At 71.7% G+C, this 24,206-nt stretch carries 15 protein-coding genes and 1 pseudogene; 6 read left to right on the plus strand and 10 right to left on the minus strand.

Annotated features, from left to right (window positions below):
• Nucleotides 1-271 precede the first annotated feature (271 nt).
• The 4 genes from OOZ19_RS23990 to OOZ19_RS24005 all read right to left on the minus strand — a co-directional run bounded on the left by OOZ19_RS23990 (nt 272) and on the right by OOZ19_RS24005 (nt 2,791).
• A complete protein-coding gene (locus OOZ19_RS23990; RefSeq protein WP_266092421.1) occupies nt 272-454 on the minus strand; it encodes a hypothetical protein in 183 nt (60 codons plus the stop codon).
• A 19-nt stretch (nt 455-473) separates the two neighbouring features.
• On the minus strand, nt 474-1,103 hold the full coding sequence (gene hisH, locus OOZ19_RS23995; protein WP_266092422.1) for an imidazole glycerol phosphate synthase subunit HisH: 630 nt from the start codon (nt 1,101-1,103) through the stop codon (nt 474-476).
• A gap of 9 nt (nt 1,104-1,112) precedes the next feature.
• On the minus strand, nt 1,113-2,009 hold the full coding sequence (locus OOZ19_RS24000; protein WP_416309494.1) for a transketolase family protein: 897 nt from the start codon (nt 2,007-2,009) through the stop codon (nt 1,113-1,115).
• Between the two features lie 71 nt (nt 2,010-2,080).
• Nucleotides 2,081-2,791 (minus strand): thiamine pyrophosphate-binding protein, encoded by a 711-nt coding sequence (locus OOZ19_RS24005; RefSeq protein WP_266092424.1) that lies wholly within the window; start codon nt 2,789-2,791, stop codon nt 2,081-2,083.
• A gap of 267 nt (nt 2,792-3,058) precedes the next feature.
• On the opposite strand from OOZ19_RS24005, the gene OOZ19_RS24010 reads away from it, so the two are divergent.
• From OOZ19_RS24010 to OOZ19_RS24025, 4 genes and pseudogenes are all read left to right on the plus strand, one after another.
• Nucleotides 3,059-4,642 (plus strand): CocE/NonD family hydrolase, encoded by a 1,584-nt coding sequence (locus OOZ19_RS24010; protein ID WP_266092425.1) that lies wholly within the window; start codon nt 3,059-3,061, stop codon nt 4,640-4,642.
• Complete coding sequence (locus tag OOZ19_RS24015) at nt 4,639-5,604, plus strand: R2-like ligand-binding oxidase (protein WP_266092426.1); 966 nt, start codon at nt 4,639-4,641, stop codon at nt 5,602-5,604. The genes OOZ19_RS24010 and OOZ19_RS24015 overlap by 4 nt, the downstream gene beginning before the upstream one ends.
• Nucleotides 5,605-5,900: 296 nt before the next feature.
• Entirely contained in the window at nt 5,901-7,223 is a 1,323-nt protein-coding gene (locus tag OOZ19_RS24020; RefSeq protein WP_266092427.1) for a PucR family transcriptional regulator, read from the plus strand.
• A 56-nt stretch (nt 7,224-7,279) separates the two neighbouring features.
• Nucleotides 7,280-8,446 (plus strand): annotated as a pseudogene (locus OOZ19_RS24025) (MFS transporter); the annotation flags it as partial.
• 98 nt (nt 8,447-8,544) lie between these two features.
• On the opposite strand, the gene OOZ19_RS24030 reads toward OOZ19_RS24025, so the two are convergent.
• From OOZ19_RS24030 to OOZ19_RS24045, 4 genes are all read right to left on the minus strand, one after another.
• Complete coding sequence (locus OOZ19_RS24030; protein ID WP_416309490.1) at nt 8,545-9,630, minus strand: alpha/beta hydrolase; 1,086 nt, start codon at nt 9,628-9,630, stop codon at nt 8,545-8,547.
• A gap of 155 nt (nt 9,631-9,785) precedes the next feature.
• Entirely contained in the window at nt 9,786-11,345 is a 1,560-nt protein-coding gene (locus OOZ19_RS24035) for an acyl-CoA carboxylase subunit beta (protein WP_266092429.1), read from the minus strand.
• Entirely contained in the window at nt 11,342-17,803 is a 6,462-nt protein-coding gene (locus OOZ19_RS24040) for a type I polyketide synthase (RefSeq protein WP_266092430.1), read from the minus strand. Before OOZ19_RS24040 ends, OOZ19_RS24035 begins: the two co-directional genes overlap by 4 nt.
• Nucleotides 17,796-19,535, minus strand: coding sequence for a fatty acyl-AMP ligase (locus OOZ19_RS24045; RefSeq protein ID WP_266092431.1), 1,740 nt, complete (start codon nt 19,533-19,535; stop codon nt 17,796-17,798). The genes OOZ19_RS24040 and OOZ19_RS24045 overlap by 8 nt, the downstream gene beginning before the upstream one ends.
• A gap of 549 nt (nt 19,536-20,084) precedes the next feature.
• Between OOZ19_RS24045 and OOZ19_RS24050 the strand changes: the two genes are divergently transcribed.
• Together OOZ19_RS24050 and soxR are read left to right on the plus strand one after the other, a co-directional pair.
• Nucleotides 20,085-21,338, plus strand: a complete 1,254-nt coding sequence (locus OOZ19_RS24050) for a lipase family protein (RefSeq protein WP_416309495.1) — start codon at nt 20,085-20,087, stop codon at nt 21,336-21,338.
• Nucleotides 21,339-21,427: 89 nt separating this feature from the next.
• Nucleotides 21,428-21,886 carry a redox-sensitive transcriptional activator SoxR gene (soxR, locus tag OOZ19_RS24055; protein WP_266092433.1) on the plus strand — a complete coding sequence of 153 codons (459 nt, stop codon included), beginning with the start codon at nt 21,428-21,430 and terminating at the stop codon, nt 21,884-21,886.
• A 30-nt stretch (nt 21,887-21,916) separates the two neighbouring features.
• Here soxR and OOZ19_RS24060 read toward each other — a convergent pair whose 3' ends face one another.
• Both OOZ19_RS24060 and OOZ19_RS24065 read right to left on the minus strand, forming a co-directional pair.
• Nucleotides 21,917-22,600 (minus strand): response regulator, encoded by a 684-nt coding sequence (locus tag OOZ19_RS24060; RefSeq protein WP_266092434.1) that lies wholly within the window; start codon nt 22,598-22,600, stop codon nt 21,917-21,919.
• On the minus strand, nt 22,597-24,192 hold the full coding sequence (locus OOZ19_RS24065; RefSeq protein ID WP_266092435.1) for a sensor histidine kinase: 1,596 nt from the start codon (nt 24,190-24,192) through the stop codon (nt 22,597-22,599). The genes OOZ19_RS24060 and OOZ19_RS24065 overlap by 4 nt, the downstream gene beginning before the upstream one ends.
• Nucleotides 24,193-24,206 lie beyond the last annotated feature (14 nt).

Below are 24,206 nucleotides of genomic sequence, written 5' to 3' on the forward strand. Positions count from 1 at the left end.
GCGGAACCTCAGCCGGTCTCTCGCTGCGGGATCTTTTTCCCGAGTGGCTCCGCCACGAGGGAAAAAGCCGTCCTCGCGAGAGACCGGCTGAGAACCCGCGGGTGAGCGGCTTGTCGACGTGGGCCATGCGCTGGCGCGCGTACAAGCACGGCTTCGCCGCAAGGCAGGCGTGGCTTCGCCGCCCACTGCACGGCTACGCCGCAAGGCGGGCAGGCTTCGCCGCCTACTGCGTGGCTTCGCGGCCGAGGCGGAGGGGGCTTGTTTTTGCTGGTCAGTCGCCTTTTTGGGAGGACCTGGTGGCGGCGATGATCGGGATCAGGAGGGCTAGGACGGTGACCAGGAGGATCAGCCAGCCCGGCATGCCCGCTTGGACCAGGTAAGTGGAGCTGAAGCCCGCGATCACGCCGATCGCGAGGATCAGGGCTACTACGCGCGCTGCGCCTTTGGGGTGCATCAGGCCGTGGCGGCGCATGTCAGAGGGTCCCCAACCAGTTGCGCAGTAGCTTGCCGCCGGCCTCGCCGGACTTCTCGGGGTGGAACTGGGTCGCCGAAAGCGGGCCGTTCTCCACGGCCGCGATGAACGGTTCACCGTGTTCGGCCCAGGTCACGCGGGCCGGGGCGATCGTCTCCGACGAAGGCGCCTGCCAGCGCCGCGCGGCGAAGGAGTGCACGAAGTAGAAGCGGGTGCCGGGGTCGATGCCGTCGAACAGGACCGAATCGGCGGGCGCCGACACCTCGTTCCAACCCATGTGCGGCAGCACGTCGGCCTGCAGGCGCTCCACGTCGCCCGGCCACTGCCCGCAACCGTCGGCCTGCACGCCGTGCTCGACGCCGCGGTCGAACAGGACCTGCATGCCCACGCAGATGCCGAGCACCGGGCGGCCACCCGCCAACCGCCGGTCGATGATCTTGTCACCACCGGCGGCGAGCAGCCCCTCCATGCAGGCCGCGAACGCGCCGACGCCGGGCACGACGAGCCCGTCGGCCTCGACGGCGGCGTCCGCGTCCGAGGTCACCCGCACGTCCGCGCCCGCGTGCTCCAAGGCGCGTTCGGCGGAGCGGAGATTGCCGGAGCCATAGTCCAGTACGACGACGCGTGCCACACGGTCAGGCTACCGGCCGCCGATGGCGAGGAACCTCCGGATCGACCGGGCGAGCTCCGCGGGCACCAACCCGTGCGCGGCGTCGTGCTCGCCGGCGGTGCCGTAGGCGCGGAGTTCCGCGTCGCGGCCCACCCCGAGCCCGAGCACTCGATGCGGCAGATCGGCCAGCGCGGCGTTCGCCGCCGCGGTGGAGGTGTCCCGCAGGTACGGCTCCACGAGCACCACGTCCGGAGTCGCCGCCAGCGCCGCGGCCCGCAGCGCGGCGGCGTCGAACGGCCGCACCGTCGAGGCGTAGAGCACCGCCACGTCCAGCTCGGCCGTCGCCGCGAGCACCGGGTCCAGCATCGGCCCCACCGCCAGCACCACACCCGCCCGTCCCTCCCGAACCGCACGGAACCCGCTCCCTGCCGGCAGCGGGCGCGCGTTGGTGCGCTCGGTCATCCGCAGGTAGACGAGGTCGTCGCCGGGCAGCGCGGCTCGCAGCAGCTCCGCGAACTCCCGCGGATGCCCGGGCACGTGCACCGTCCAGTCCGGCAGCGTGTCGAGCAGGGCGACATCGCCCGGAGCCATGTGGGTGCGGCCCGCCGCCGGGTAGTCGTAGGAAGCGCCGGTGCTGACCAGGACCGCACCCGCCCGCTGGTGGTTGAGGTCGAGCTTGATCTGCTCGAAGGGCCGCTCGACCAGGAACGGGGCGATCGAGTGCACGACCGGCCGCAGCCCGGTCAGCGCGAGCCCACCGGCGACACCGATCAAGACCTGCTCGCGGATGCCGACGTTGAGCACCCGATCCGGGTGGCGGGCGGCGGCGCCGGTGAAGCGGTCCGCCGAGATCTCCGCGAGCACCACGGCCAGCCGCGGGTCGTGGTCGAGGGCGGCACCGACGATGTCGGTGAACTCCACGCGCATCGGACGCGCGACCGCACCTTCCTGCGCGACCTCGCGCCGGGCCTCGTCCCGTTCGGTCCGGTCGATGAGGGTCATGCGAACTCCTTCGGTTCCACGCGCGCGATCACCGCGAGCGGCTGGTCCAGGCGGGTGTCGGTCAGGGCGTGGTGCAGGGCGTCGTGGTCCCGGCCGTCGACGGTGTGCGCGGCCCAGCCCTCGCGGGTGAAGCGCTCCCCGATGCCACCCGGCCAGCCGTAGGAGTCCGAGGCGTTGTCGACGACGACCGTCGTGAGCGCGCCGACACCGCGGCGGCCCGCGACGGCGATGGCCTCGTGGTTGCTGCCCTCGCCGAGTTCGGCGTCACCGACCAGCACCACGACCCGCGACCCGGTGCGGCCCTGCGCGCGCAATCCGAGCGCGGTGCCCAGCGCCAGCGGCAGGCCGTGGCCGAGGGAACCGCTGCCGATCTCCACCCCCGGGACCAGCACCCGGTCCGGGTGCTGGCCGAGCCGGGAGTCGAAGGCGTTCCACCCGTCGAGCTCGGCGGGGTCGAGGAATCCCTTCGCCGCGAGCACGGCGTAGTAGGCCATCGGGCCGTGGCCCTTGGACAGCAAGAACCGGTCGCGATCGGGGTCGTCCGGTCGTGCTGGGTCGACGTCGAGGATGCGGTCGTAGAGCACCCACAGCACGTCCAGCGTGGAGACGGCGGCGGGCGAGTGCTTCTCGTCGCCGGACATCCGGCTCAGCAGCGCGGGCAGATCCGAGTACCCGGACCCGGTCCGCCCGGAAGTGGAAGTCGTCATGGCGACCACCTTGGAACTTCGAGCTAACTAGAAGTCAAGCTCCGCGGGCGACGACGCCCCGGATCGGCGATTCCCCTTGGCATCAGCCGAACAACCGGACCGCTTGTCACCGGAATGACAAAAAATCCACTTCGGACAGGGGCGAAAAAGCATCAGTGGCAGTGAGATCCGAATGGAGTATTGCCCGTTGACCTACCGTCAGTAGCTTAGGGGGCCCACCGGCCGCGCCACGGCCGAGCATTCGCCCGGCGACGAAAGGGTCCCCACATGATTCGCCGCACCACGCCGATCGCCGCCCTGCTCACCGCATCGGCCGTGCTGGCCACCACCGCGCCCGCCGCGGCGAGCCCGGGATCCACCGAGACCCGCCTCGTCGACATCACCGCCACCGACGGCACCGCGCTGCGCGCCGCGGTGTGCGAACCCGCCGATCCCGGACCGCACCCGGTGGCGGTCCTCGTGGCCGCCTGGGGCGGCGGCAGCACGCAGAACATCATGCCCTGCCGGGCACTCGCCTCCCGCGGCTACGTGACGGTGTCCTACGGCGCGCGGGGCTTCGGCGAATCCGGCGGCGAAGTGGAAGTGGCCGGCCCGGAGGACATCAGCGACGTCTCGAACGTGATCGACTGGACGCTGGCGAACACCGAGTCCGACCCGGCGCGGATCGGCGTCGGCGGCGTCTCCTACGGCGCCGGGATCAGCGTGCTGGCATCCGCGTTCGACCCGCGGATCCGCGCCGTCGCCGCGATGAGCGGCTGGGCGGACCTGGAGGAATCGCTGTTCGGCAACCGCACCCGGCGCGCCGCGGTCGCCATGGTGCTGCGGATCTCCGGAGAGCAGAACGGGAACCTCTCCGACGAGAGCCGGGAGATGCTGGACAAGTACATCACCGGCGAGGACCGCGACGTGGTGACCGAGTGGTCCCGGCAGCGCTCACCTTCGTCCTACGTGGACCGCATCAACCGGAACCGGCCCGCGGTCCTGATGCTCAACACGTGGAGCGAGACGGTGTTCCCGCCCGGCCAGCTCGCCGACTTCCAGCAGCGGCTGACCACGCCGAGCAAGCTGGAACTGCTCCCGGGCGAGCACGCGGCGGCCGAGACCAGCGGGCTGCTCGGACTCCCGAACGACGCCTGGAACGACACGTACCGCTGGTTCGACACCCACCTGCGCGGCACCGAACCCGACGGCGCCCCGGTCGTGCTGCAACCGCGCGGCGCCACGGACCGGCCACGGGAGGAGTACCCGGACTGGCGGCACATCGCGACGCGCACGGACCGGTACTTCCTCTCCGGCGAGGAACAACTCACCACCGACGCGTCGACCGACTGGAGCAAAACCATCCACAGTGGACGTGACACGGTCGCGAACGGGGGCGTGCCACTGGTGACCTACACGCTGGAGGCGCTCACCGGGAACCCGCCGAAGGCGTTCCTGCCCGCCCTCGACACGAGCGCCGGCGCGCGGTGGACCGGCCCCGAACTCGCGGAACCCGAGGTGCTGCGCGGAAGTCCGCGACTGCGGCTGACCGCCGTGCCGCCCACCCCCGAGGGCATGCTCGTCGCCTACCTCTACGACGTGGACGCCACCGGCATCGGGCGGCTCATCTCCTACATCCCCTACTCCTGGGAGGGCGCGACGCCCGGCGCGCCGCTGCCGATCGACACCGAGCTGCCGCCCACCGCCTACGACGTGCCCGCGGGACACCGGCTGTCGCTGGTCGTCGACACCGAGGACCCGCTGTTCTTCCTCGACCACAACACCGACGGGGCCCCGCTCGAACTGCGCGGGGACTCGGTGAACCCGGCGACGCTGGAGCTGGCGTCGCGCGACGGAAAGGAGCTGCCGTGACCACCGCTCGACACGACCGGAGACCCTCCCGCCCCGACCGGGCCCGGATCAACCCGGACGCCCTGCCGTTCCGGTTGTGGGAGAAGGGAAATCGGAAGTTCTGGGATCCCGCCGCGATCGACTTCTCCCAGGACGCCGCGGACTGGCGCGGGCTCACCGACGAGCAGCGGTTCGCCGCGACCATGCTCTGCGCCCAGTTCATCGGCGGCGAAGAAGCGGTGACCGAGGACATCCGGCCGTTCCAAGCCGCGATGGCCGCCGAAGGCCGGCCCGCCGACGAGCTCTACCTGAGCCAGTTCATGTTCGAGGAGGCCAAGCACACCCAAGGCTTCCGGCGCTGGCTCGACGCCGTGGGCGTGCGCGACGACCTGCACCCGCACGTCGCCGAGAACCCCGGCTACCGGGCGATCTTCTACGAAGCGCTGCCGGAGGCCCTGCACGCGCTCAGCGACGATCCGAGCCCCGCCAACCAGGTCCGCGCCTCGGTCACCTACAACCACCTCGTCGAGGGCGTGCTCGCGCTGACCGGCTACTTCCTGTGGAACACCACCTGCAAGCGCAACGGCATCCTGCCGGGCATGCAGGAGCTGATCAGGCGGATCAGCGAGGACGAACGGCGGCACATGGCGTGGGGCACCTTCACCTGCCGCAGGCACGTGGCCGCCGACGACACGAACTGGGAGATCGTGACCACGCGGATGGAGGCGCTGCTGCCGCACGCGATCGCGCAGATCGAACATTCGCTGGGCAACTGGGAACACGATCCGTTCGAGATGCAGATCGAGGGACTGTTCGAGTACGCGGCGGACCGCGCCGCGCGGCGGATCAAGGCCATCGAATCGGCGCGCGGCGCCCCGGTCGAGCGCATCGACGTGGACCACGCACCGGAACGCCTGGAGGACGAGTTCGGCGCGGAGGACGAATCGGCGCTGCGCGAGAGCGCGGCCACCGGCGCCGGCTGAGGCGAGCCGCGGACTACATCGATGCGGACCACGCGCCGGGCGAACGGGCGCCCAATTCACCCCGAGCGGACGCACCCATTGCGCGAAAGCAGCTTGCCGGGAAATAATTAGGCGAATTTCTTTCACATTAACTGGGCGTAACTGCACCCACTTTCGTATTCACTCAAATTGACGGTTGGGGCGAGTGCGTCGCGATCACTAAAGTTCCTACTCGCGAGTAGGTACTTGAGGGCGGCGCAGCCCACCGGCTCTTCCTGCCGGATCCGGGCGCCCGCCTCCGGCAGGAAATGAGGGTCATGCTGACGAAGGCGATCCATCCCCAGGCCCCGGATCTGTGGGCGGCCCTGCCCAGCGAACTGGCTCCGATCCTGCGTCCCGAGATGAACAGCCTGGCCACGCAGATCCTCAGCGAGATCCAGCGGCGCATCCCCGAATACGCCCGGCCGATGGACGACAAATACGTGCACGCCATCCGCCGCGGCGTCGAAGAGGCGCTGAGCCAATTCGTCGACCAGATCGCCGACCCCACCGCGCCACCGGAACGCTGCGCCGAAGTGCACCGGGCGCTCGGCAAAGCCGAGATGCACGAAGGCCGCAGCCTCGACAGCCTGCAGGCCGCCTACCGCCTCGGTGCTCGCCTCGCCTGGCGGCGCACCGCCCGCATCGGCGAACGCGCCCGCGTCGCACCCCGCACGATGCTGCTGCTCGGCGAAGCGATCTACGCCCACATCGACGAACTCTCCGCGCTGTCGGTCGAAGGCTTCGCCGAAGCGCAGGCCCGCGCCGCCGGAACCCAGGCGCGCCGGAGGCGGCGACTGCTGGAACTGCTGCTGACCGATCCCCAGCCACCGCACCGGATCCTGGAAGAAGCCGCCGCAGCAGCCCGCTGGAAGTGGCCCCGCACCGTCATCGTCGCCGCGCTGCAACGCGCCGACCAGCACGAACCGCACAGCAACAATCCGCTGGCGCGACGGGAAGCGCTCGTCGACCTCGAATGCACCCAGCCGCACCTGCTGGTGCCGTGCACCGACGACCCGCCCGGCGACATCCCGTGGGAGCAGCAGCTCACCGGCTGGCGGATGGTCATCGGGCCGCCGGTCGAGATCTCGCAGGCACCGCACGCGCTGCGCTGGGCGCGGCGGCTGCTCGAACTGTCCAACGCGGGCGTCGTGCCGAACGAACCGGTGCTGCACTGCAAGGACCACCTCTCCAGCCTGCTGCTGCTCAGCGACGAGAACCTCACCCGGCAAATCGTGCACACCCGGCTGGCACCGCTGGAGCAGCTCAAGCCGAAGCAGCAGGTCCGGCTGGCCGAAACGCTGCTGGCGTGGCTGCAGACCCGAGGCGGCGCACCGGAAGTGGCCCAGCGGCTACGCGTGCACCCGCAGACGGTGCGCTACCGCCTGCACCAGCTCGAAGACCTCTTCGGCGCGGACCTCAACGATCCGCAGGCGCGGTTCGAGCTGGAGATGGCGCTGCGGGCCGCCGGGCGACTGCTGCCCTACGGTGCGCTCACCGAGGAGCACGCCGCCGGACCGGACCGGCGGGCGACCGCGCCGATGCCGACACCCGCAGTGGCCTCGAACGGCGCGCGGTCCGCCGAAGGCGGAGCGACGTGAGCGCGGAAGCGGCCAGCGCACCGGTGCGGCAAGCACCGGTGCTGCTGGCCCTCGCCGTGGCCGGGTTCGTCACGGCTCTGGACAACAACGTCGTCAACGTCGCGCTGCCCACCGTGCAGACCGAGCTCGGGGCGACCGTCCCGCAGCTGGAGTGGATCGTCAGCGGCTACGTGCTCGCCTTCGCGAGCCTGCTCATCGTCGGCGGCAGGCTCGCCGACCTGGCCGGGCGCAGGAGGATCCTGCTGATCGGGCTCGCGGCGCTGATCGTCACCTCCGTCGCGGCCGGGTTCGCGGAGTCCGCCGAAGTGCTCATCGGGGTCCGGTTCGCGCAGGGCGCCTCCGCCGCGCTGGTGATGCCCGCGTCGCTGGCGGTGCTCGCCGCCGACATCGACCGGGAACACCGGGACCTGGCCGCGGGCATCTGGACGGCGTCGCTGGCCGTGGCGCTCGCGCTGGGGCCGGTGGTCGGCGGCGTGCTCACCGAACACCTGCACTGGAGCTGGATCTTCTTCCTGCACCTGCCCACCGGTCTGGCCACGATGGCGTTGGTGTGGTGGGGACTGCCCGACACCCGGCCGCGAACCGGGCGGATGCCGTTGCGGCACCTGGACCCCGCCGGGCTCGCACTGTCCACAGTGGTGCTCGCGGCGGGCAGTTTCGCGCTGGTGGAAGGACAGAGCCTCGGATTCGGCGCGCCGCTGATCATCGGCGCGGCGGCCGTGGCGGTGGCGGGCGTGCCGGTGCTGATCGCCGTGGAGCGGCGAGTGGCGGAACCGATGCTGCGGTTGTCGCTGGTGCGCAACAGAGTCTTCGGCGGCGGCACCATCGCCCAGGTGCTGTGGGGCGTCGGGGTGAACGGCACGCTGCTCTACACCTCGCTGTTCCTGCAGGACGTGCTGGAGCTGTCCCCGAGCGCCGCGGGGCTGGTGTTCGTGCCGCTGGCGGGACTGCTGGTGCTGTGCGTGCCGCTGGTGCCGCCGCTGAGCGCCCGGTTCGGCGCGCGCTGGATCGTGACGACCGGGATGGCGCTGGTGGCGCTCGGGCTGTGGCTGCTGGCGCAGTCGGACGCGCAGAGCTCGGTGTGGGGACTGATGCCGGGGCTGCTGTCCATCGGCGTCGGCTCGGCGCTGATCACGCCGTTGACCTCGGCCGTGCTGTCGGCGGCGCCGCCCGGCACGGCGGGCGTGGCCTCGGCCATGATCAGCGCCGCGCGGGAGGCGTCCGGGGTGCTCGGGGTGGCGGTGGTCGGCGTGGTGCTCTCCGCCTACAGCGGCGCCGCACTGGCCGCCGGTGCCACCGCCGACGCCGCCTACACCAGCGGCTACTCGGCGGGAATGCGGATGGCGGCGGTACTGGTGCTCATCGGCGCGGTGGCCACCGCGTTCGCGCTCGCCCCCGAGCGCTCCACGCCCAGGCGCTCGGCGAACATCGGCCAAGCGCGGTGGAGCTCCCGCTCCCAGTAGGGCCAATCGTGCAGGCCGGGGCCGTAGAAGTCCTCGGTGACGGGAATGCCCAGGTCCTTGAGCCGCGAAGTCATCACCTGCGAAGTCGACAACGCGGCGGGCTCCAGCGGGTCGGGCAGCGAACCGGGCTCGTCCAGCGGACCGGGCAGCCCGTTGCCGCAGGACACCCAGAGCGCGGTGCCGCGCAACGCCTCCGCGTGGTCGAACGGGTTGCGCTCCGACCAGGTCCGGTGGTCCAGCACCTCGTCGCCCCACATCGCGAACGGGTTCTCGCCCTCCCGCACCAGAATTCCCTTGATCACACCGGGCACCGCGGGCTGCAACGTGTTGAGCAGGCCGCTGAACGAGGCCGCCGCCCGGAACAGGCCCGGATTCCGGAAAGCGTAGGCGAAAGCCCCGTAGCCGCCGATCGACAGGCCCGCCACCGCGCGCCGCTGCCCCGCGCCGTAGTCGCGTTCCAGGATGCCGCGCAACTCCCGCAAGTGGAACGCCTCCCAATCCGGTGCGCCCGCGCCGAAATTGGTCCAGCGGGTGTAGAAGCCCGCGGGGCCGCCGCTGGGGATGACGGTCAGCACGTCCTTGTCCGCCATGAACTCCCGGACGTCGGTGAACTCCGTCCACGCCCGGTAATCCGCGTCCTCGCAGCAGCCGTGCAGCAGGTACAGCACCGGCCACGTCCGGTCCGGGTTCCGCGTCCACCCCTCGGGCAGCAGCAACCGCACGGGCGCGCTGGTGCCCAACGCCGGCGAGTAGATCAGCAGGTCGACGGTGCGGTCGTCGAGCCGGTTCTCCTGCAGCACCCGCGCCCCGTCGGCCACCGCCGCCGAAGGCGGGCTCCCCCGCTCGGCCGCGAGCGGCGGCGCCGCGACCGACCCGGCGAGCAGCGCGGTGCTCACCACCACCGACCACGTCACCGGCCTCCGAAACCACCGCGAACTCCGCATTCGACGCCTTTCCGTCAACCTCACGTCGGCGCCGCCCCGGCCATTGCCGAGGCGGCGCCGTTCATGCCTTGCCGCACGAGGGTTTTCGCCGCGTCCTGTCAACGGGGAAGCGCCGAGGTTCCGCCACCCGCCCCGCTGAGCTGATCGTGCGAGACCTACAACGGCATGGTGCTGTGCTTCTTCGGGGGAATTTCCTGATGCTTGGTCGCCAGCAGGCGCAGGGCGCGGCTCAGGTGCGCGCGCGTCGCCGACGGGCGGATCACGGCGTCGACGTAGCCGCGTTCGGCCGCGATGTACGGCGTGGCCAGCGTCGACCGGTACTCCTCGATGAGCTTCGCCCGCACCGCTTCCTCGGTTCCGTTCGCCGCGGCCTCCGCGAGCTCCCGGCGGTGCAGCAGGCTCACCGCGCCGGACGCGCCCATCACCGCGATCTCCGCCGTCGGCCAGGCCAGGTTCACGTCCGCCCCCAGGTGCTTGGACCCCATCACCGCGTAGCCGCCGCCGTAGGCCTTGCGCACCACGACCGTCACCTTCGGCACCGTCGCCTCGGAATACGCGTAGATCAGCTTCGCGCCGCGGCGGATGATGCCGTGGCGCTCCTGCTCCAGCCCCGGCAGATACCCCGGCACGTCGGCGAACGTGAGCAGCGGCAGGTTGAACGCGTCGCAGAACCGCACGAACCGCGCCGCCTTCTCCGAGGCGTCGATGTCGATGGTGCCCGCGTTGTGCAGCGGCTGGTTGGCCACCACCCCGACGCTGCGCCCGTCGACCCGGCCGAACGCGCACAGCATGCTGCGCCCGAACAACGGCTGCACCTCCAGGAAATCGCCGTCGTCGAGGACGAGTTCCAGCACCCGGCGCATGTCGTAGGCCTGGTGCGGCTCGTCCGGCACCAGCGCGTCCAGTTCCGCCGCGCGGCCCATATCGCCGGACGGGTCGTAGTCCGGCGGCGGATCCTGGTTGTTCGACGGCAGGAAGCCCAGCAGCGTGCGGGCCCAGTCGATCGCGTCCGCCTCGTCCTCGGCCAAGTGGTGGGCGTTGCCGGAGAGCTCGCTGTTGATCTGCGCGCCGCCGAGCTCTTCGGCGCCGGTGCGCTGTCCCGTCACCGAGCGCACCACCTCCGGCCCGGTGACGAACATGTGCGCGGTGCCGCGCACCATCACCGTGAAGTCGGTGATCGCGGGCGAGTACACCGCGCCGCCCGCGCACGGCCCCATGATCAACGACAGTTGCGGGATCACGCCCGAGGCCAGCGAATTGCGCCTGCCCAGCTCGGCGTAGTACGCCAGCGACACCACGCCCTCCTGGATGCGGGCACCGCCGGAATCGTTGATGCCCACCACGGGACAGCCGATGCGCATGGCCAGGTCCATGACCTTGAGCACCTTCTCACCGCACACCTCGCCCATGCTGCCGCCGAACACGGTGAAGTCCTGCGCGAACACGCACACGGGGCGCCCGTCCACGGTGCCGTGGCCGGTGATCACTCCGTCGCCGTAAGGACGTGGTTCTCCCGGCGCGTAGGACGTTCCCCGGTGCGCGGCGAACTCGTCGAGCTCCACGAAGGAGTCCTCGTCGAGCAGCAGCGCGATGCGTTCACGGGCGGTGAGCTTGCCCTTCGCGTGCTGCTTGATCCGAGCTCGCTGGTCGGCCTCGTGCACCGCCTCCCCGTGCCGCCGCCGCAGATCCTCGATGCGTTCCGCCGTGCCGGTCATGCGCCCTCCCTGGTCAACCGCGGTGCTTCCAGGTCCAGGACCCGCGACAGGTGCGCCGTGATGACGTCCACGTTCGGCGGGTCGATCATCGAGAGGTGGTTCCCGGGCACCCGGACCACTTCGAGCCCGGGGACGATCTCGTCCCAGCCCAGCGCCTCATCGGTGCGCAGGTAGCGGGGATCCAGCGTGGTCGTGGTGGCCTCCGCCTCCTGCGCGCGGTAGAGCAGCACCCGGCCGTCGAACGGCTCCGGGCGGTACCACTCCGCGATACGAGCGTCCACATAGGACGTGTACTGGTGGTGCAGGACGCCCGCGCCGATGCCGATGTCCGATGAGGACAGCGCCGTCATCACCAGCCGCATCTGCTCGTCCTCGCCGAGTTCCGCCATCTCCTGCCACGGCAGGTCCAACGCCACGCCGTAAGTGCGCTCGATGTGCTCGGCGAACCGCTCGTAGCGGCGCAACACCAGTTCCCGTTGCGTGGCGTGCGGATCGGGCAGCGGGAGGATGGTGTCGATCAGGGCGACGAACTCGACCCGCTCGCCCAGCGCCGCGAACCGGCGTGCCGTCTCGTAGGCGAGGCAGCCGCCGAACGACCAGCCGCCCAACCGGTAGGGGCCCTCCGGTTGCCGCTCGCGGATCAGCTCCACGTAGCGCTCGGCCTTGAGCTCCACGGTGCCCAGGTCGTCCAGCCGTTCCAGGCCGAAGCACGGCTGGTCCGCGCCGAGCCCCGCCACCAGCGGCTGGTACACGCTGGTCGGCCCGCCCGCCGGGTGGAACAGGAACAGCGGGCGCCGCGCACCGGACTCGCGCAACGCGCGCAGCGGCCCGTCGGCGCCCTCGAAGCGGTGCCGCAGCAGGTCCGCCATCGCCGCCACCGTCGGCGCGGCGAACAGCTCCGCCACCTCGTCGCGCGAATCCAGGCGCTCCCGGATCCGGTCCGCGACCTGCCCCGCCTGCTCCGCCGTGCCGCCCAAGGCGGCGAACTCGTCGGTCACGCCGAACTCGACAGGGCCCAGGACCTGCGCCCACAGGTGCGCGAGCCAGCGCTCCGTCGCGTCCCGCGGGCCGATCGTCGTCGGGCCCGCGGTCTCCGGTGCGGTGCCGAGATCCAGCTCGGCCGCCAAGTGCCGGGCCAGCTCGTCCAGGTTCGCGCCACGCAGCAGCAGCGCCGCGGGCAGCAGCACGCCGAAGTCGCGCTCCACCGCGTTGCGGGCCCGAGTCGCCATCAGCGAGTCCAGCCCGAGCATCGTCAACGGCGTCCGCGGATCCAGGTCCTCCGCCGCGCCGCCCAAGATCCCGGCGATCTCACCGACGAGGTGCTCGACGATGGCCCGCACCGCGGCGGCCGGATCGTCCGGCAAGGCCGCCACGTCGAACCTGCTCTCGGCGCGCCGCGCCGCGGTCGTCAGCAGCGGGCCGAACACGGGCCTGGACCGCAGCGCCGGGAAGTGCTCGACCGCCCGGTCCGCGTCGAACCGCACCACCGCGGTCTCCGCCCGGCCCGACTTGAGCACCGCCTCCCACGCCTCCAGGCCTTCGGCCGGGCGCAGCGGGTCCAGCACCGCCGCGAGCGGGGACGTGGTGGCGCCACCGACCTCGCTCCACGGGCCCCACTGGATCGTCTCCGCCGCCAACCCCTGCTCGCGGCGCATCCGCACCAGCTCGTCCACCCAGCCGTTCGCGGCGGCGTAGGCGGCCTGACCGGGTGAGCCGAGCAGTGCCGCCGCTGAGGAGAACACCACCCACCAGTCCAGTTCCAGGTGCGCGGTGGCCTCGTGCACGCGCCACGCGCCGCGCGCCTTCGGCCGCCACACCTCTGCCAACGCGTCCTCGTCCAGTTCCGCGATCGGCCCGTCCCGCAGCACCCCCGCGGCGTGCACCACGCCGTGCACCGGCATCCCGCCTTCGGCGGCGGCGTCGACCAGCCGCTCGGCGACCCCCTTCGCCGCGATGTCACCACCGACGACGCGGACCTCGACGCCCGCGGCCTCCCAGCGCGCGATCTCGGCCGCGGCCTCCTGCGACGGGGCGCTGCGACCGCCCAGCACGATCCGGCGCGCACCGCTGCCGGCGAGCCGGCCCGCGACCGCACGGCCCAGGCCGCCGAGCCCACCGGTGATCACGTAGGCGCCGGGTCGCACGACACGACCGGGGCGCGGACGGGCCGGTTCCGCCCGGTGCAGGCGAGCCACCGTCCGCTCCGCGCCGCGCCAGCGGACCTCGTCCTCCGCGCTGTCGGCGAGCAGCTCCGCCGCCAGCGACGCAGGCACCGCGCCGTCCGAATCCACCAGCGACGCCCGCAACTCCGGATGCTCCAGCGCCAGCACCCGGATCAGCGAGCGCAGCCCCCAGCCGGAGCCAGCGGAGTCCGATGTGGACAGCCACAGCCGGACTCCCGCGTCCCGTGCGACCAGTTCCCGCACCACTCCGGCCACCGCGAGCACGTACTGCCTGCGGCGGCCGAGCGTCCCGCTCTCCCCGTCGACGGCCAGCACCACACCGCGCGGCGGGTGGTCGGCGTCGCCGGCGAGCAGGTCCAGCCCGGTGCCGGGCCTGCGGGCGTTGCCGTGCACCACCCGCTGCCCGGCGTCGCGCAACGCCGTGGCGACCCGAGCGCCCTCGCCCAGCACCAGCCAGCTGCCCGGTGCCGCACCGGCGCTCGGCGGCAGCTGCGCGGGCTCCCATCGCAGCTCCAGGAACGCCTCTGCCAGCGGTCGCGGCGGGGCTTGCAGGGCACGGGCGCGGACCTCGGCGATCTCCAGCACCGGGTCCCCCGCCACGTCGGTGACCAGCACCGATCCGGCGGGCTCCGCTCCGCCCGCGAGCAACCGCGCGTGGCAGCGCACCTCGTCGGGCACCGCGCGCAGCACCCGGACACCCCGCAGCTCGACGGGAACACCGATGCCGGTGCCGTCCGCCTCGACACCGCCGCCGGGGCCGATGCCCGCGGCGATGAGGCCCTGCAAGCAGGCGTCGACCAGCGCCGGGTGCGCGGTGAAGCGCTCCTCATCGGCGGCTTCGGCGGGCAGGGCGACCTCCGCGACCGCGACACCCCCGGCCGCCCGCACCGCGCGCACGCCCCGGAACGCCGGGCCGTAGTGCTGACCGGCCGCGCGCAGGAACCCGTAGAGCTCGACCGGATCACCGTCCACATCGGACTCCACTGCGGGCTTGCCCTGCCCGGCCCGGCTCAGCACGGCCGCCGCGTGGCAGGTCCAGCTCCCGGCGATCGACCGGGTGTGCACCTCCACGCGCGCCGACCAGGCGTCGTCCGGCCGGAACGTCGTCGTGACCGGCACCGACGCCGCCAGCGGCAGCACCCGGTGCAGCTCCAGCGACTCCACGCACAGCTTCACCGGTTCGACGTCGAGCACCTCCGCCGCCGCCGCGAACACCATCTCCAGATAACCGGTGGCGGGCAGCACCGGCGTGTCCTGCACCCGGTGATCCGCCAGCCACGGCAACCGCTCGACGCCGACGTCCCCGCGCCACGCGCAACCGCCGTCGGGCAGATCCACCCGCACCCCGAGCAGCGGATGCCCCGGCAACGCGGGCGTCGAATCCTGCGCCACCCAATGGGATTCGTGCTGCCAGGACGGCAACGGCAGATCCACCAGCCTGCCGCGCCGATACGCGGTCGACGGGACCCGTCCCGCGGCGTGCAGCTCGGCGAGCGCGGAGTGGAAGGTCACGGTGTCGTCGGTGCCGCGGCGGCCGGTGAACACCACCACCGGATCCACCACGCCCGACGCGGTCAGCGTCTCCTCGATCGCCGACGCCGCCACCGGGTGCGGCGCCAACTCGACCACCGCGTCGAAACCGGCCTCCGCGGCGGCGCGCACCGCCTGCTCGAACAGCACCGGGCTGCGCAGGTTGCGCACCCAGTACTCGGCGTCGAAGGCGGGCGCGACAGCGGGATCCACCGTGCTGAACACCGCCGTGGACGGCTCGCGCGGGGCGAGCCCGGACAGCTCCTCCCGCAGCCGGGGCAGCACGCCGTCCACCGCCGACGTGTGCCCGGCACCCGCGACACCGAGCGTGCGGGCCATCCGGCCGCCGCGCTCGACGTGCGACACCAACCGGGCCACCTCGTCAGCGGGGCCCGCGACCGTGCAGCGGCGCGGTGCCGCGCGCACGGCGACGGTCACGCCGGGGAACAGCTGCGACAGCTCCGCGGCCTCCGCTTCCGTCGCCTCCACCGCCGCCATCGCCCCGGCACCGGAGGAGTCCACTTCGGACAGCAAACCGGACCGGGCGATCATCACGCGCAGCCCGTCGGACACCTCCAACGCGCCGGACACGACCGCCGCCGCCACCTCACCGAGCGAATGCCCGATCACCGCGGCCGGTTCCACGCCGTGCGCCCGCCACATCGCGGCATAGGCGACCTGCAAGCCGAACAGCACCAGCTGCGTGCGCCGCACGTCCCCGACGCCCTCGTCGTCGAGCAGCGCCGCGCGCAGCGAGAAACCGCAACGCGCCCGGTAATCCGGGTCGAGCCGGTCGACCTCCGCGGCGAACACCGGCTCGTCCGCCAGCAACTCGCGGGCCATGCCCGTCCACTGCGACCCGTAACCCGAGAAGACCCACACGACGCCCTTCGGCCGAGGTGCACCGCGACCGCGCACACCACCGGTGCCCGCCGCGAGGCCGCGAAGACCCGCCAACAGCTCGTCCCGGCCGCGGCCCACGGCCACGCCGCGCTCCGCGTGCCGGGCGCGCCGCCAGGACAAGGTGTGGCCGATGTCGTTGAGCGACGCCGCGCGTCCCACCGGAGTGTCCAGCCACTCCGCCAGATCCGCCGCCGAACGGCGCAGCCGGTGCTCGGTGGCCCCGGACACGAGGAAGGCGTGCACGCCCGCACCGTCCGGTTCGCGGCGCCGCGACGGCATCCGCCGCCACCCCTCCAGCACCACGTGGGCGTTGGTGCCGCCGAACCCGAATCCGGACACCCCCGCTCGAGCCGCGCCCGAGTACTTCGGCCAGTTCCGCGCCTCCGCCACCACTTCCAGGTTCGCCTGCTCGAACGGGATGTGCGGGTTCGGATTCGAGTAGTGCAGGCTCGCGGGCAACCGGCCGTGGTGCATCGACAGCACCACCTTGATCAACCCTGCGATGCCCGCCGCCGCCTCCAAATGCCCCAGGTTCGTCTTCGCCGACCCCAGCAGCAGCGGACGCTCCTGCCTGCGCCCGCCCGCGAACACCGCGCGCAGCCCTTCGGCCTCGATCGGATCCCCGAGCAACGTGCCCGTCCCGTGCGCCTCGACGTAATCCACCACGGACGGATCGAGGTCGGCGTGCGCGTACGCCCGGCGCAGCAATTCGGCCTGCGCCGCCGGATTCGGTGCCATCAGGCCGTTGGAACGCCCATCGGAGTTCACCGCCGAACCCCGCACCACCGCCAAGATCCGGTCACCGTCCCGATTCGCGTCCGCGAGGCGCTTGAGCACCACCACGCCGCAGCCCTCACCGCGCACGATGCCGTCGGCCGCGCCGTCGAACGCCTTGCACCGGCCATCACCCGCCAACGCGCCCGCCCGGTGGAAGTTCGCCGTGATCGCCGGGGACAACAGCAGGTTCACGCCACCGGCCAGCGCCACCCGGCTCTCCCCCGAACGCAGGCTCGCGCACGCCTGGTGCACCGCGACCAGCGACGACGAGCAGGCCGTGTCCACCGCCATGCTCGGCCCGCGCAGGTCCAGGAAGTACGACAACCGGTTCGCCACGATGGACATCGCGGCCCCGGTGCCCGTCCACGCGTCCACCGCGCGCAGCTCGCGCGTCGTCAGCGCGCCGTACTCCGTCGAGGACACCCCGACGAACACGCCCGTCGCGCTGCCGCGCAACGCCGACGGGACGACCCCGGCGTGCTCCAACGCCTCCCACGCGACCTCCAGCAGCAGGCGCTGCTGCGGATCCATCACCGCCGCCTCCGTCGGGGAGACCTCGAAGAACTCGGCGTCGAACTCGTCCACACCATCGAGGAAACCGCCCGCACGCGGCAACTTCGCCAACGCCGGATCGGCACCGGCGAACCGCTCCCAGCGCCCCTCCGGCACCTCGCCGATGCCGTGCGCGCCGGACGACAGCAGGTCCCAATAGCCTTGCGGCCCCCGAGCGCCGGGGAACCGGCACCCCACGCCGACCACCGCGATCGGCGCATCCGGCTCCGGATCGCGCGGCCGGGGCAACGCCTCCGACTCCGGCGCGTCGCCGTCCGCACCCGCCGACAACGCGTCCGCGAGCCGATCGATCGTCGGGTGCTCCCACAGCAGCGTCGGCGGCAACCGGCGCCCGACCAGGTCCTGCACCTGGCCCGCCAACGACACCGCCTGCCGCGAGGACAACCCGAACTCCTGGAACGGGCGATCGGTCACGACCTCGCTCGCCCCGATCCCCAGCAACTCGGCGATCCAGCCCACCAACCGGTCGCGGATCTCGGCGCGATCAGGCATGCGCGGCCTCCAAGTAGCGCTCCCGGCACAGCCTGCGCGCGACCTTGCCGCTGGAAGTGCGCGGCACCACGTCCGGCTCCACCAGCATCAGGTCCGACACCACCACGCCGTGCTCGGCCGACACCGCCGCGCACACCATCCGCGTGATCTCCTGCTGATCGCGGTCGGCCTCCGCGACCCGCCGGGAGAACTCGGCGACGATCACCAGCCGCTCGCCGTCCTCGCCAGTGATCGAGAACGCGGCGGTGTGGTGCTTGCGCAGCGCGGGATGCGCCTGCTCGACGGTCAGCTCCACGTCCTGCGGGTAGTGGTTGCGGCCGTCGATGATGATCACGTCCTTCATCCGGCCGGTGATGAACAGCTCCCCGTCGTGGATCGCGCCGAGGTCGCCGGTGCGCAGCCAGTCCGCCGCGGGAAGTTCCGCGGGGGCGCCGACGAGCTCGGCGTGGAAGGTCTCCTGATCGTCACGGCCCCAATAGCCCTGGCCGGTGTTCGGGCCGCGCACCCAGATCTCACCCACCGCCCCGTCCGGCAGCACCGACCGCGAAGCCGGGTCCACCACCACGATCCGCTGCCCCACCGGACGACCGCAGGACACCAGCTCGTTGACCACGTCCACCGGGTCCCGCGGCGGTTCCGCCCGGCCCAGCGCCAGCTGCTCCCGGCCGAAACCGGCCACCTTCGGTTCCGCGCCGGACTCGGTCACCGAGACGAACACCGTCGCCTCCGCGAGCCCGTACGAGCAGCGGTGCGTCTCCGGGCGCAGCCCGCACTCGGCGAACGCGGCGTTGAACCGCTGCAACGTCGCCGGTCGCACCGGCTCGCTGCCGTTGATCAACGAGATCACGTCGTCGAGGCGCAACCACGCCTTCTCGTCCTCGCCGATCCGCGCCGCGCAGAAGTCGTAGGCGAAGTTCGGGGCCGCGCTGATCGCCCCCGGATGGTTCGAGAGCAACCGCAGCCAGCGACCGGGCCGCTGCAGGAACGCCACCGGATCCATCAGCACCGACGGGATCGACCCGACCAGCGGGGCCGCCACCGACAGCACCAGCCCCATGTCGTGGAACAGCGGCAACCAGCTCACCGACACCGCGTCCGGCTCCGTCCCGCCGTAGGCCTCCAAGGCCTGCCGCGCGTTGGCCAGCACGTTCGCGTGCGTCAGCTCGACGCCGGCGGGGACCCGGGTGGATCCCGAGGTGTACTGGAGGTACGCCAGGTCGTCCGGGCCGATGTCCGGGCGCCGGTAGTCGTCGGCGAGCGCCGCGGGCAGCGTCTCCACCGCCGCGCAGTTGCGCGCCGAACCACCGCGGATCATCTCCCGCACCTGGTCGAACGAACCCTTCGAAGTCAGCGCGCAACTCGGGGAGCAGCTCTCCAGGACGCGCTCCAGGCGATCGGTGTGGCCCGGCAGATCCGGGGTGAACAGCGGGACCGCGATCAACCCGGCGTGCACCGCGCCGAGGAAGCCCACCACGTACTCCAGGCCCTGCGGCGCCATGATCGCCACCCGGTCACCGGGCTCGCAGCGGGCCTGCAGCCACGCCGCCACCGTTCGCACCCGCTGGTGCAGCTCGAACCAGGACAGCGACCACGCCACGCCGTCCCGGCTGGTGTCGAAGTCGACGAAGGTGAGGGCGATCTCGTCGCCCGACTCCTGCGCCGCCGCCACCAGCGGATCCGTCAGCAGCCGGGCCGCGTGGTCGGTGAACGGATCATCGGCCCTCGTCAGCATGAGAACTCCCTTCACAAGATGTCCGGGATTCGACGCCGGCGGGAAGCGGACACCACCGCCCGACTTCACCGGCGAGCAAGTGAACAGAAATTGTCACGCGAGTTCCGCAGTGTCAAGGAAAAACCATTCAACACGCGCACGGAGTCATTCAACGCGAACCCGCGTGACCATTTCCGGGAAGATTATTATCACCACCGTGACAATCATCGATGACACCTGACACTGGACCAAGGAGCACAAAACCCCCATCTAGCCAGCGCTTTGACCAGCACATATATAAGTTCATACCAGATCGAACCTGTGGGGCGATTACTCCTATCAGGGTATTGCCAAATCGTATCAGGTATTTCACATTCACATCGCATAACAGCGCACTCGAAGCTCTTTCCGGGACCACCATCCAGGTTTTCCGAATCCGGCGAACGACCGGAAAACCGGGTCACATCGTTTCGGACCACGTCCGATCCGGACGCTTCGAGGAGCATCAACGAAGATCGCTCGAATGAGCTGGAGGAACGCACGTTGACTTCGAACCGCCGCACCCACCGGATGCGGGCCGCCACCGGAGCCGCGCTCGCCGCGGCCGTGCTGGCGGTCCTGGCCGCCCAACCGGTGCAGGCCGCCGCCCCCGGAACCCCGAACACCGGCAGCCCCACCGACGCGCCCACCCCCGGACCGCTCGGCGCCGACCTGCCACCCGGCCCGTTCGACGACTCCTTCTACGTCCCCCCGCCCACGCCACCGCAAGGACAGCCCGGCGACATCATCCGGTGGCGGCCCGCGTTCCCCGGCAGCAACGCCGCCAACGCCGACGCCTGGCAGGTGATGTACCTGTCCACCAACGCCCAGGGGCAGCGCAACACCGTGGTCGGCACGATCCTGGTGCCCAAGGGCGTCGACGCCGCCAAGGCGCACATCGTCGGATTCGGGCCCGGCACCCAGGGCCCCGCCTTCAAGTGCGCCCCGTCCAAAGCGATGGAACGCGGCACGCTCTACGACCAGCCCGCCATCAACGACGCGCTCTCCGCCGGCTACGCCGTCGCGCTCACCGACTACGAGGGATACGCACCCGGCGAGGCCAACGAACCCACCTACATCGTCGGCCGTTCCGAAGGCCCCGCACTGCTCGACGCGGTCCGAGCGGCGCAGCGCCTCCAGCAGGCCGGACTGTCGCCCGACGCCAAGGTCGCCCTCCAGGGCTACTCGCAGGGCGGCGGGGCCGTCATGTGGGCCGGGGAGATGCAGCCGGACTACGCGCCCGAGCTCGACCTCGTCGGCGTCGCGGGCGGCGGTGTTCCCGCCGACCTCAACGAAGTGGCCGAAGGACTCGACGGCTACGTCGGCTTCGGGTTCCTCGCGTTCGCGGCTCTCGGCCTGGACTCCAGCTACCCCGACCTGAAGCTGGACTCCTACCTCAACGAGACCGGCCGCGCCGACCTCGCCGACGCCCGCGAGAACGACTGCGTGGTGGAACTGCTGGCCAAGTACCCGTTCAAGAAGATCAGCGACTACACCCACACCGACCCGCTGCCCACTCCGGAATGGCAGCAGCGCCTCGCCGAGAACAAGCTCGGCCAAGGCCGCATCAACGCGCCGGTGTTCCAGTACCACGCGACCACCGACGAGATCGTCAACACGCCGCAGGCCGAAGCGCTGCGCGCGACCTACTGCGCCAAGGGCATGGACGTGAGCTGGAAGACCTACCCCAGCGATCACCTCAGCGGCATCTTCGCGGGCAACGCCGACGCCAAGCAGTTCATCGCCGACCGCTTCGCCGGCAAACCCACCACTCCCAACTGCTGATCTCCGGCGCGGCGGGCCCCGGGGAGCCAGGGCCCGCCGCGCCCTCCGATCCTTAGACTTAAGGTGAACTCCAGAGCTACCGTGTGGTCATGTCGAAACTCCCGCAGCTGCTCACGATCGGCGAAGTCGCCCACCGCAGCGGAGTCGCCCAGACCGCCCTCCGGTTCTACGAGCAACGCGGCCTCATCGCCTCCACCCGGACCAGCGGCAACCAGCGCCGCTACGAACGCGCCGTGCTGCGCAGGCTCGCGTTCATCCGCGCCGCGCAACGCGTCGGGCTCAGCCTCGAACAGGTCGCCGACGCGCTCTCCACGCTGCCCACCGACCACGCGCCCACCAAAGCCGACTGGACCCGGCTGTCCCGGTCCTGGCGCGACGAACTCGACGCCCGCATCGACGGGCTGCAACGGCTCCGGGACCGGCTCAGCGGCTGCATCGGCTGCGGCTGCCTGTCCCTACGCACCTGCTCGCTGAACAACGCGGACGACCAGATGGCCGACTACGGCCCGGGCTCCCCGCTCCTCACACCGTCCAGGGACCGCGGGTGAACACGTCGCCGCAGGTGCCGTGACGGGCTGCTACCCGTGCTGTCCGGCCCAGCTGTAGAACATCTCCGGGCGGCCGACTCCGCCGTAGCGCGGGTCGCGGCGCGCCATGCCGTTGTCGACGAGGTACTCCAAGTAGCGGCGGGCCGTCACCCTCGACACACCGGCCAACTCCCCCACCGCGCCCGCGGCAGCGCCCTCCCGGTGCGCGCGCAACGCCGACACCACGGCGGCCAGCGTCTCCTCCCCCATGCCCTTCGGCAGCGACGCACGATCCACCCCGCGCAACGTGGAGAACGCCCGGTCGATCTCGCTCTGCCCGCTGGCCTCCCGATCGTGGCCGAGGCTCTGCCGGAACCGCGCGTAGTGCTCCAGCTTCTCCCGCATCGCAGCGAACGTGAACGGTTTGAGCAGGTACTGCACCACGCCGCTGGCGACCGACGCGCGCACCACCTTCAAGTCCCGCGCGGAGGTCACCGCGATCACGTCGGCGTTGCTGCCCGCGTTGCGCAACGCCCGCGCCACCGCCAACCCGTCCATGTCCGGCAACCGCAAGTCCAGCAGCACCAGATCCACCTGGGTGTGATCCAGGAACCGCAACGCGTCCTGCCCGGTGCGCGCGCGGCCCGCGACCTCGAAACCGTCCACCCGGTTCACGTACATCTCGTGGGCCTCACCGGCCACCGGGTCGTCCTCCACGACCAGCACGGAGATCACGAGGTCACCTCGGGAAGCGGGATCCGCACCGCGAACACCGCCCCCTGCCCGCCGGTGACGCGCACCGAGCCGCCGTAGCGGCGCACGCTGCGCCCCACCAGCGCCAGCCCCAGACCACGCCCCGACCGCTTCGTGGACCAGCCGCGGTCGAACACCGCCCCGGTCGCCGCCTCCGGGACCCCGGGCCCGTTGTCGGAGACCACGATCAGCAGCTCGTCCGCCTCGGAGCGCACGCTGACCTCGACACGCGGCGACGGGACCTCGTGCGTCGCCTCCACGGCGTTGTCGATCAAGTTGCCCAGGATCGTCACCAGGTCCCGCGAACTGACCCGCTCCACCGCGCCGTCATCGACCTCACTGTCCTCGGACAGCACTACCTCCACACCTCGCTCCCGCGCCTCCGCGCTCTTGCCCAGCAGCACCGCCGCCAGCACCGGCTCCCCCACGGCCCCCACGACCCGATCGGTGAGCTGCTGCGCCAGCTCCAGCTCCGAGGTGGCGAACGCGACGGCCTCCTCCACCCGGCCCAGTTCGATCAGCGACACCACCGCGTGCAACCGGTTCGCCGACTCGTGCGCCTGCGAGCGCAACGACTCCGAGAACCCGCGCATCGAATCCAACTCGCCCGTCAACGCCTGCAACTCGGTGTGGTCCCGCAACGTCACGACGCTGCCCAAGTCCCGGCTACCGCTGCGCACGGCGGAAACGTTGACCAGCAGCACCCGGTCATCGGTCACGTGCACCTCGTCGCGCACCGGACTCCGCGAGGCCAGCGTGTCCACCAGCGACTCCGGGAACCCCAGGTCCGCGGGACGCGCACCCTCCGCCTCGGCCGGATCCAACCCCATCAGCTCGGCCGCCCCATCGTTGCACAGCGTCACCGCGCCCGACGGCGCCACCAGCAGCAACCCCTCGCGGACCGCGTGCAGGATCGCCTCGTGGTACTCGTACATGCGGCTCAGCTCCGCCGGAGCCAGGCCGTGCGTGTGCCTGCGCAACCGCGCCGCCACCAAGTAGCTGGCCAGCCCGCCGAACAGCAACGCGACCGCGCCGACCCCCGCCAGCACGAGGATCTGCCCGTTCAGCTCGGCCGTCAGCACCCGCACCGCGATGCCCACCGACACCAACGCCCGCACCCGGCCCGACTCGTCGAACACCGGCGCGACGACGCGCACCGACGGGCCGAGCGTGCCCACGTAGGTCTCAGTGAGCAGCCGCCCCTGCTGCGCCTGCCCGATGTTGCCGAGGAACCGCTTGCCGATCAGCGCCGGAGTCGGATGCGTGTAGCGGATGCCCGACGGGTCCATGATCGTGATGAAGCCGACGCCGGTGGCCGCCCGGACCTGCTCCGCCAGCGGCTGCAAAGTCCGCGACGGCTCACTCCCCGCCAGCGCGGTACGCACTTCGGGTGATACCGCGAGCGTGTTCGCCACCCCGGCGACCTCCTCCGCCGCGGCCTGCTCGGTGCGCCGCTGCGCGTCCAGGTAGCCGAGCACCACACCCGCCAGCACCACCACGGCCACGACCACCACTTGCAGGACGAACAGCCGCGCGGCGAGGCTGGGTCGCCCGATTCGACGGAAATACGACATGGCGTTGTTGTTGC

The organism is Saccharopolyspora sp. NFXS83, assembly GCF_026241095.1.
Taxonomy (GTDB): Bacteria; Actinomycetota; Actinomycetes; order Mycobacteriales; family Pseudonocardiaceae; genus Saccharopolyspora_C.

Bases quoted from the DNA above. Each gene is read 5' to 3' on its own strand.
- OOZ19_RS23990 (WP_266092421.1), bottom strand. From the start codon at position 454: ATGCACCCCAAAGGCGCAGCGCGCGTAGTAGCCCTGATCCTCGCGATC.
- OOZ19_RS24000 (WP_416309494.1), bottom strand. From the start codon at position 2,009: ATGCGCGTGGAGTTCACCGACATCGTCGGTGCCGCCCTCGACCACGAC.
- OOZ19_RS24005 (WP_266092424.1), bottom strand. From the start codon at position 2,791: ATGACGACTTCCACTTCCGGGCGGACCGGGTCCGGGTACTCGGATCTG.
- OOZ19_RS24010 (WP_266092425.1), top strand. From the start codon at position 3,059: ATGATTCGCCGCACCACGCCGATCGCCGCCCTGCTCACCGCATCGGCC.
- OOZ19_RS24020 (WP_266092427.1), top strand. From the start codon at position 5,901: ATGCTGACGAAGGCGATCCATCCCCAGGCCCCGGATCTGTGGGCGGCC.
- OOZ19_RS24030 (WP_416309490.1), bottom strand. From the start codon at position 9,630: ATGCGGAGTTCGCGGTGGTTTCGGAGGCCGGTGACGTGGTCGGTGGTG.
- OOZ19_RS24035 (WP_266092429.1), bottom strand. From the start codon at position 11,345: ATGACCGGCACGGCGGAACGCATCGAGGATCTGCGGCGGCGGCACGGG.
- OOZ19_RS24040 (WP_266092430.1), bottom strand. From the start codon at position 17,803: ATGCCTGATCGCGCCGAGATCCGCGACCGGTTGGTGGGCTGGATCGCC.
- OOZ19_RS24045 (WP_266092431.1), bottom strand. From the start codon at position 19,535: ATGCTGACGAGGGCCGATGATCCGTTCACCGACCACGCGGCCCGGCTG.
- OOZ19_RS24050 (WP_416309495.1), top strand. From the start codon at position 20,085: ATGCGGGCCGCCACCGGAGCCGCGCTCGCCGCGGCCGTGCTGGCGGTC.
- soxR (WP_266092433.1), top strand. From the start codon at position 21,428: ATGTCGAAACTCCCGCAGCTGCTCACGATCGGCGAAGTCGCCCACCGC.
- OOZ19_RS24065 (WP_266092435.1), bottom strand. From the start codon at position 24,192: ATGTCGTATTTCCGTCGAATCGGGCGACCCAGCCTCGCCGCGCGGCTG.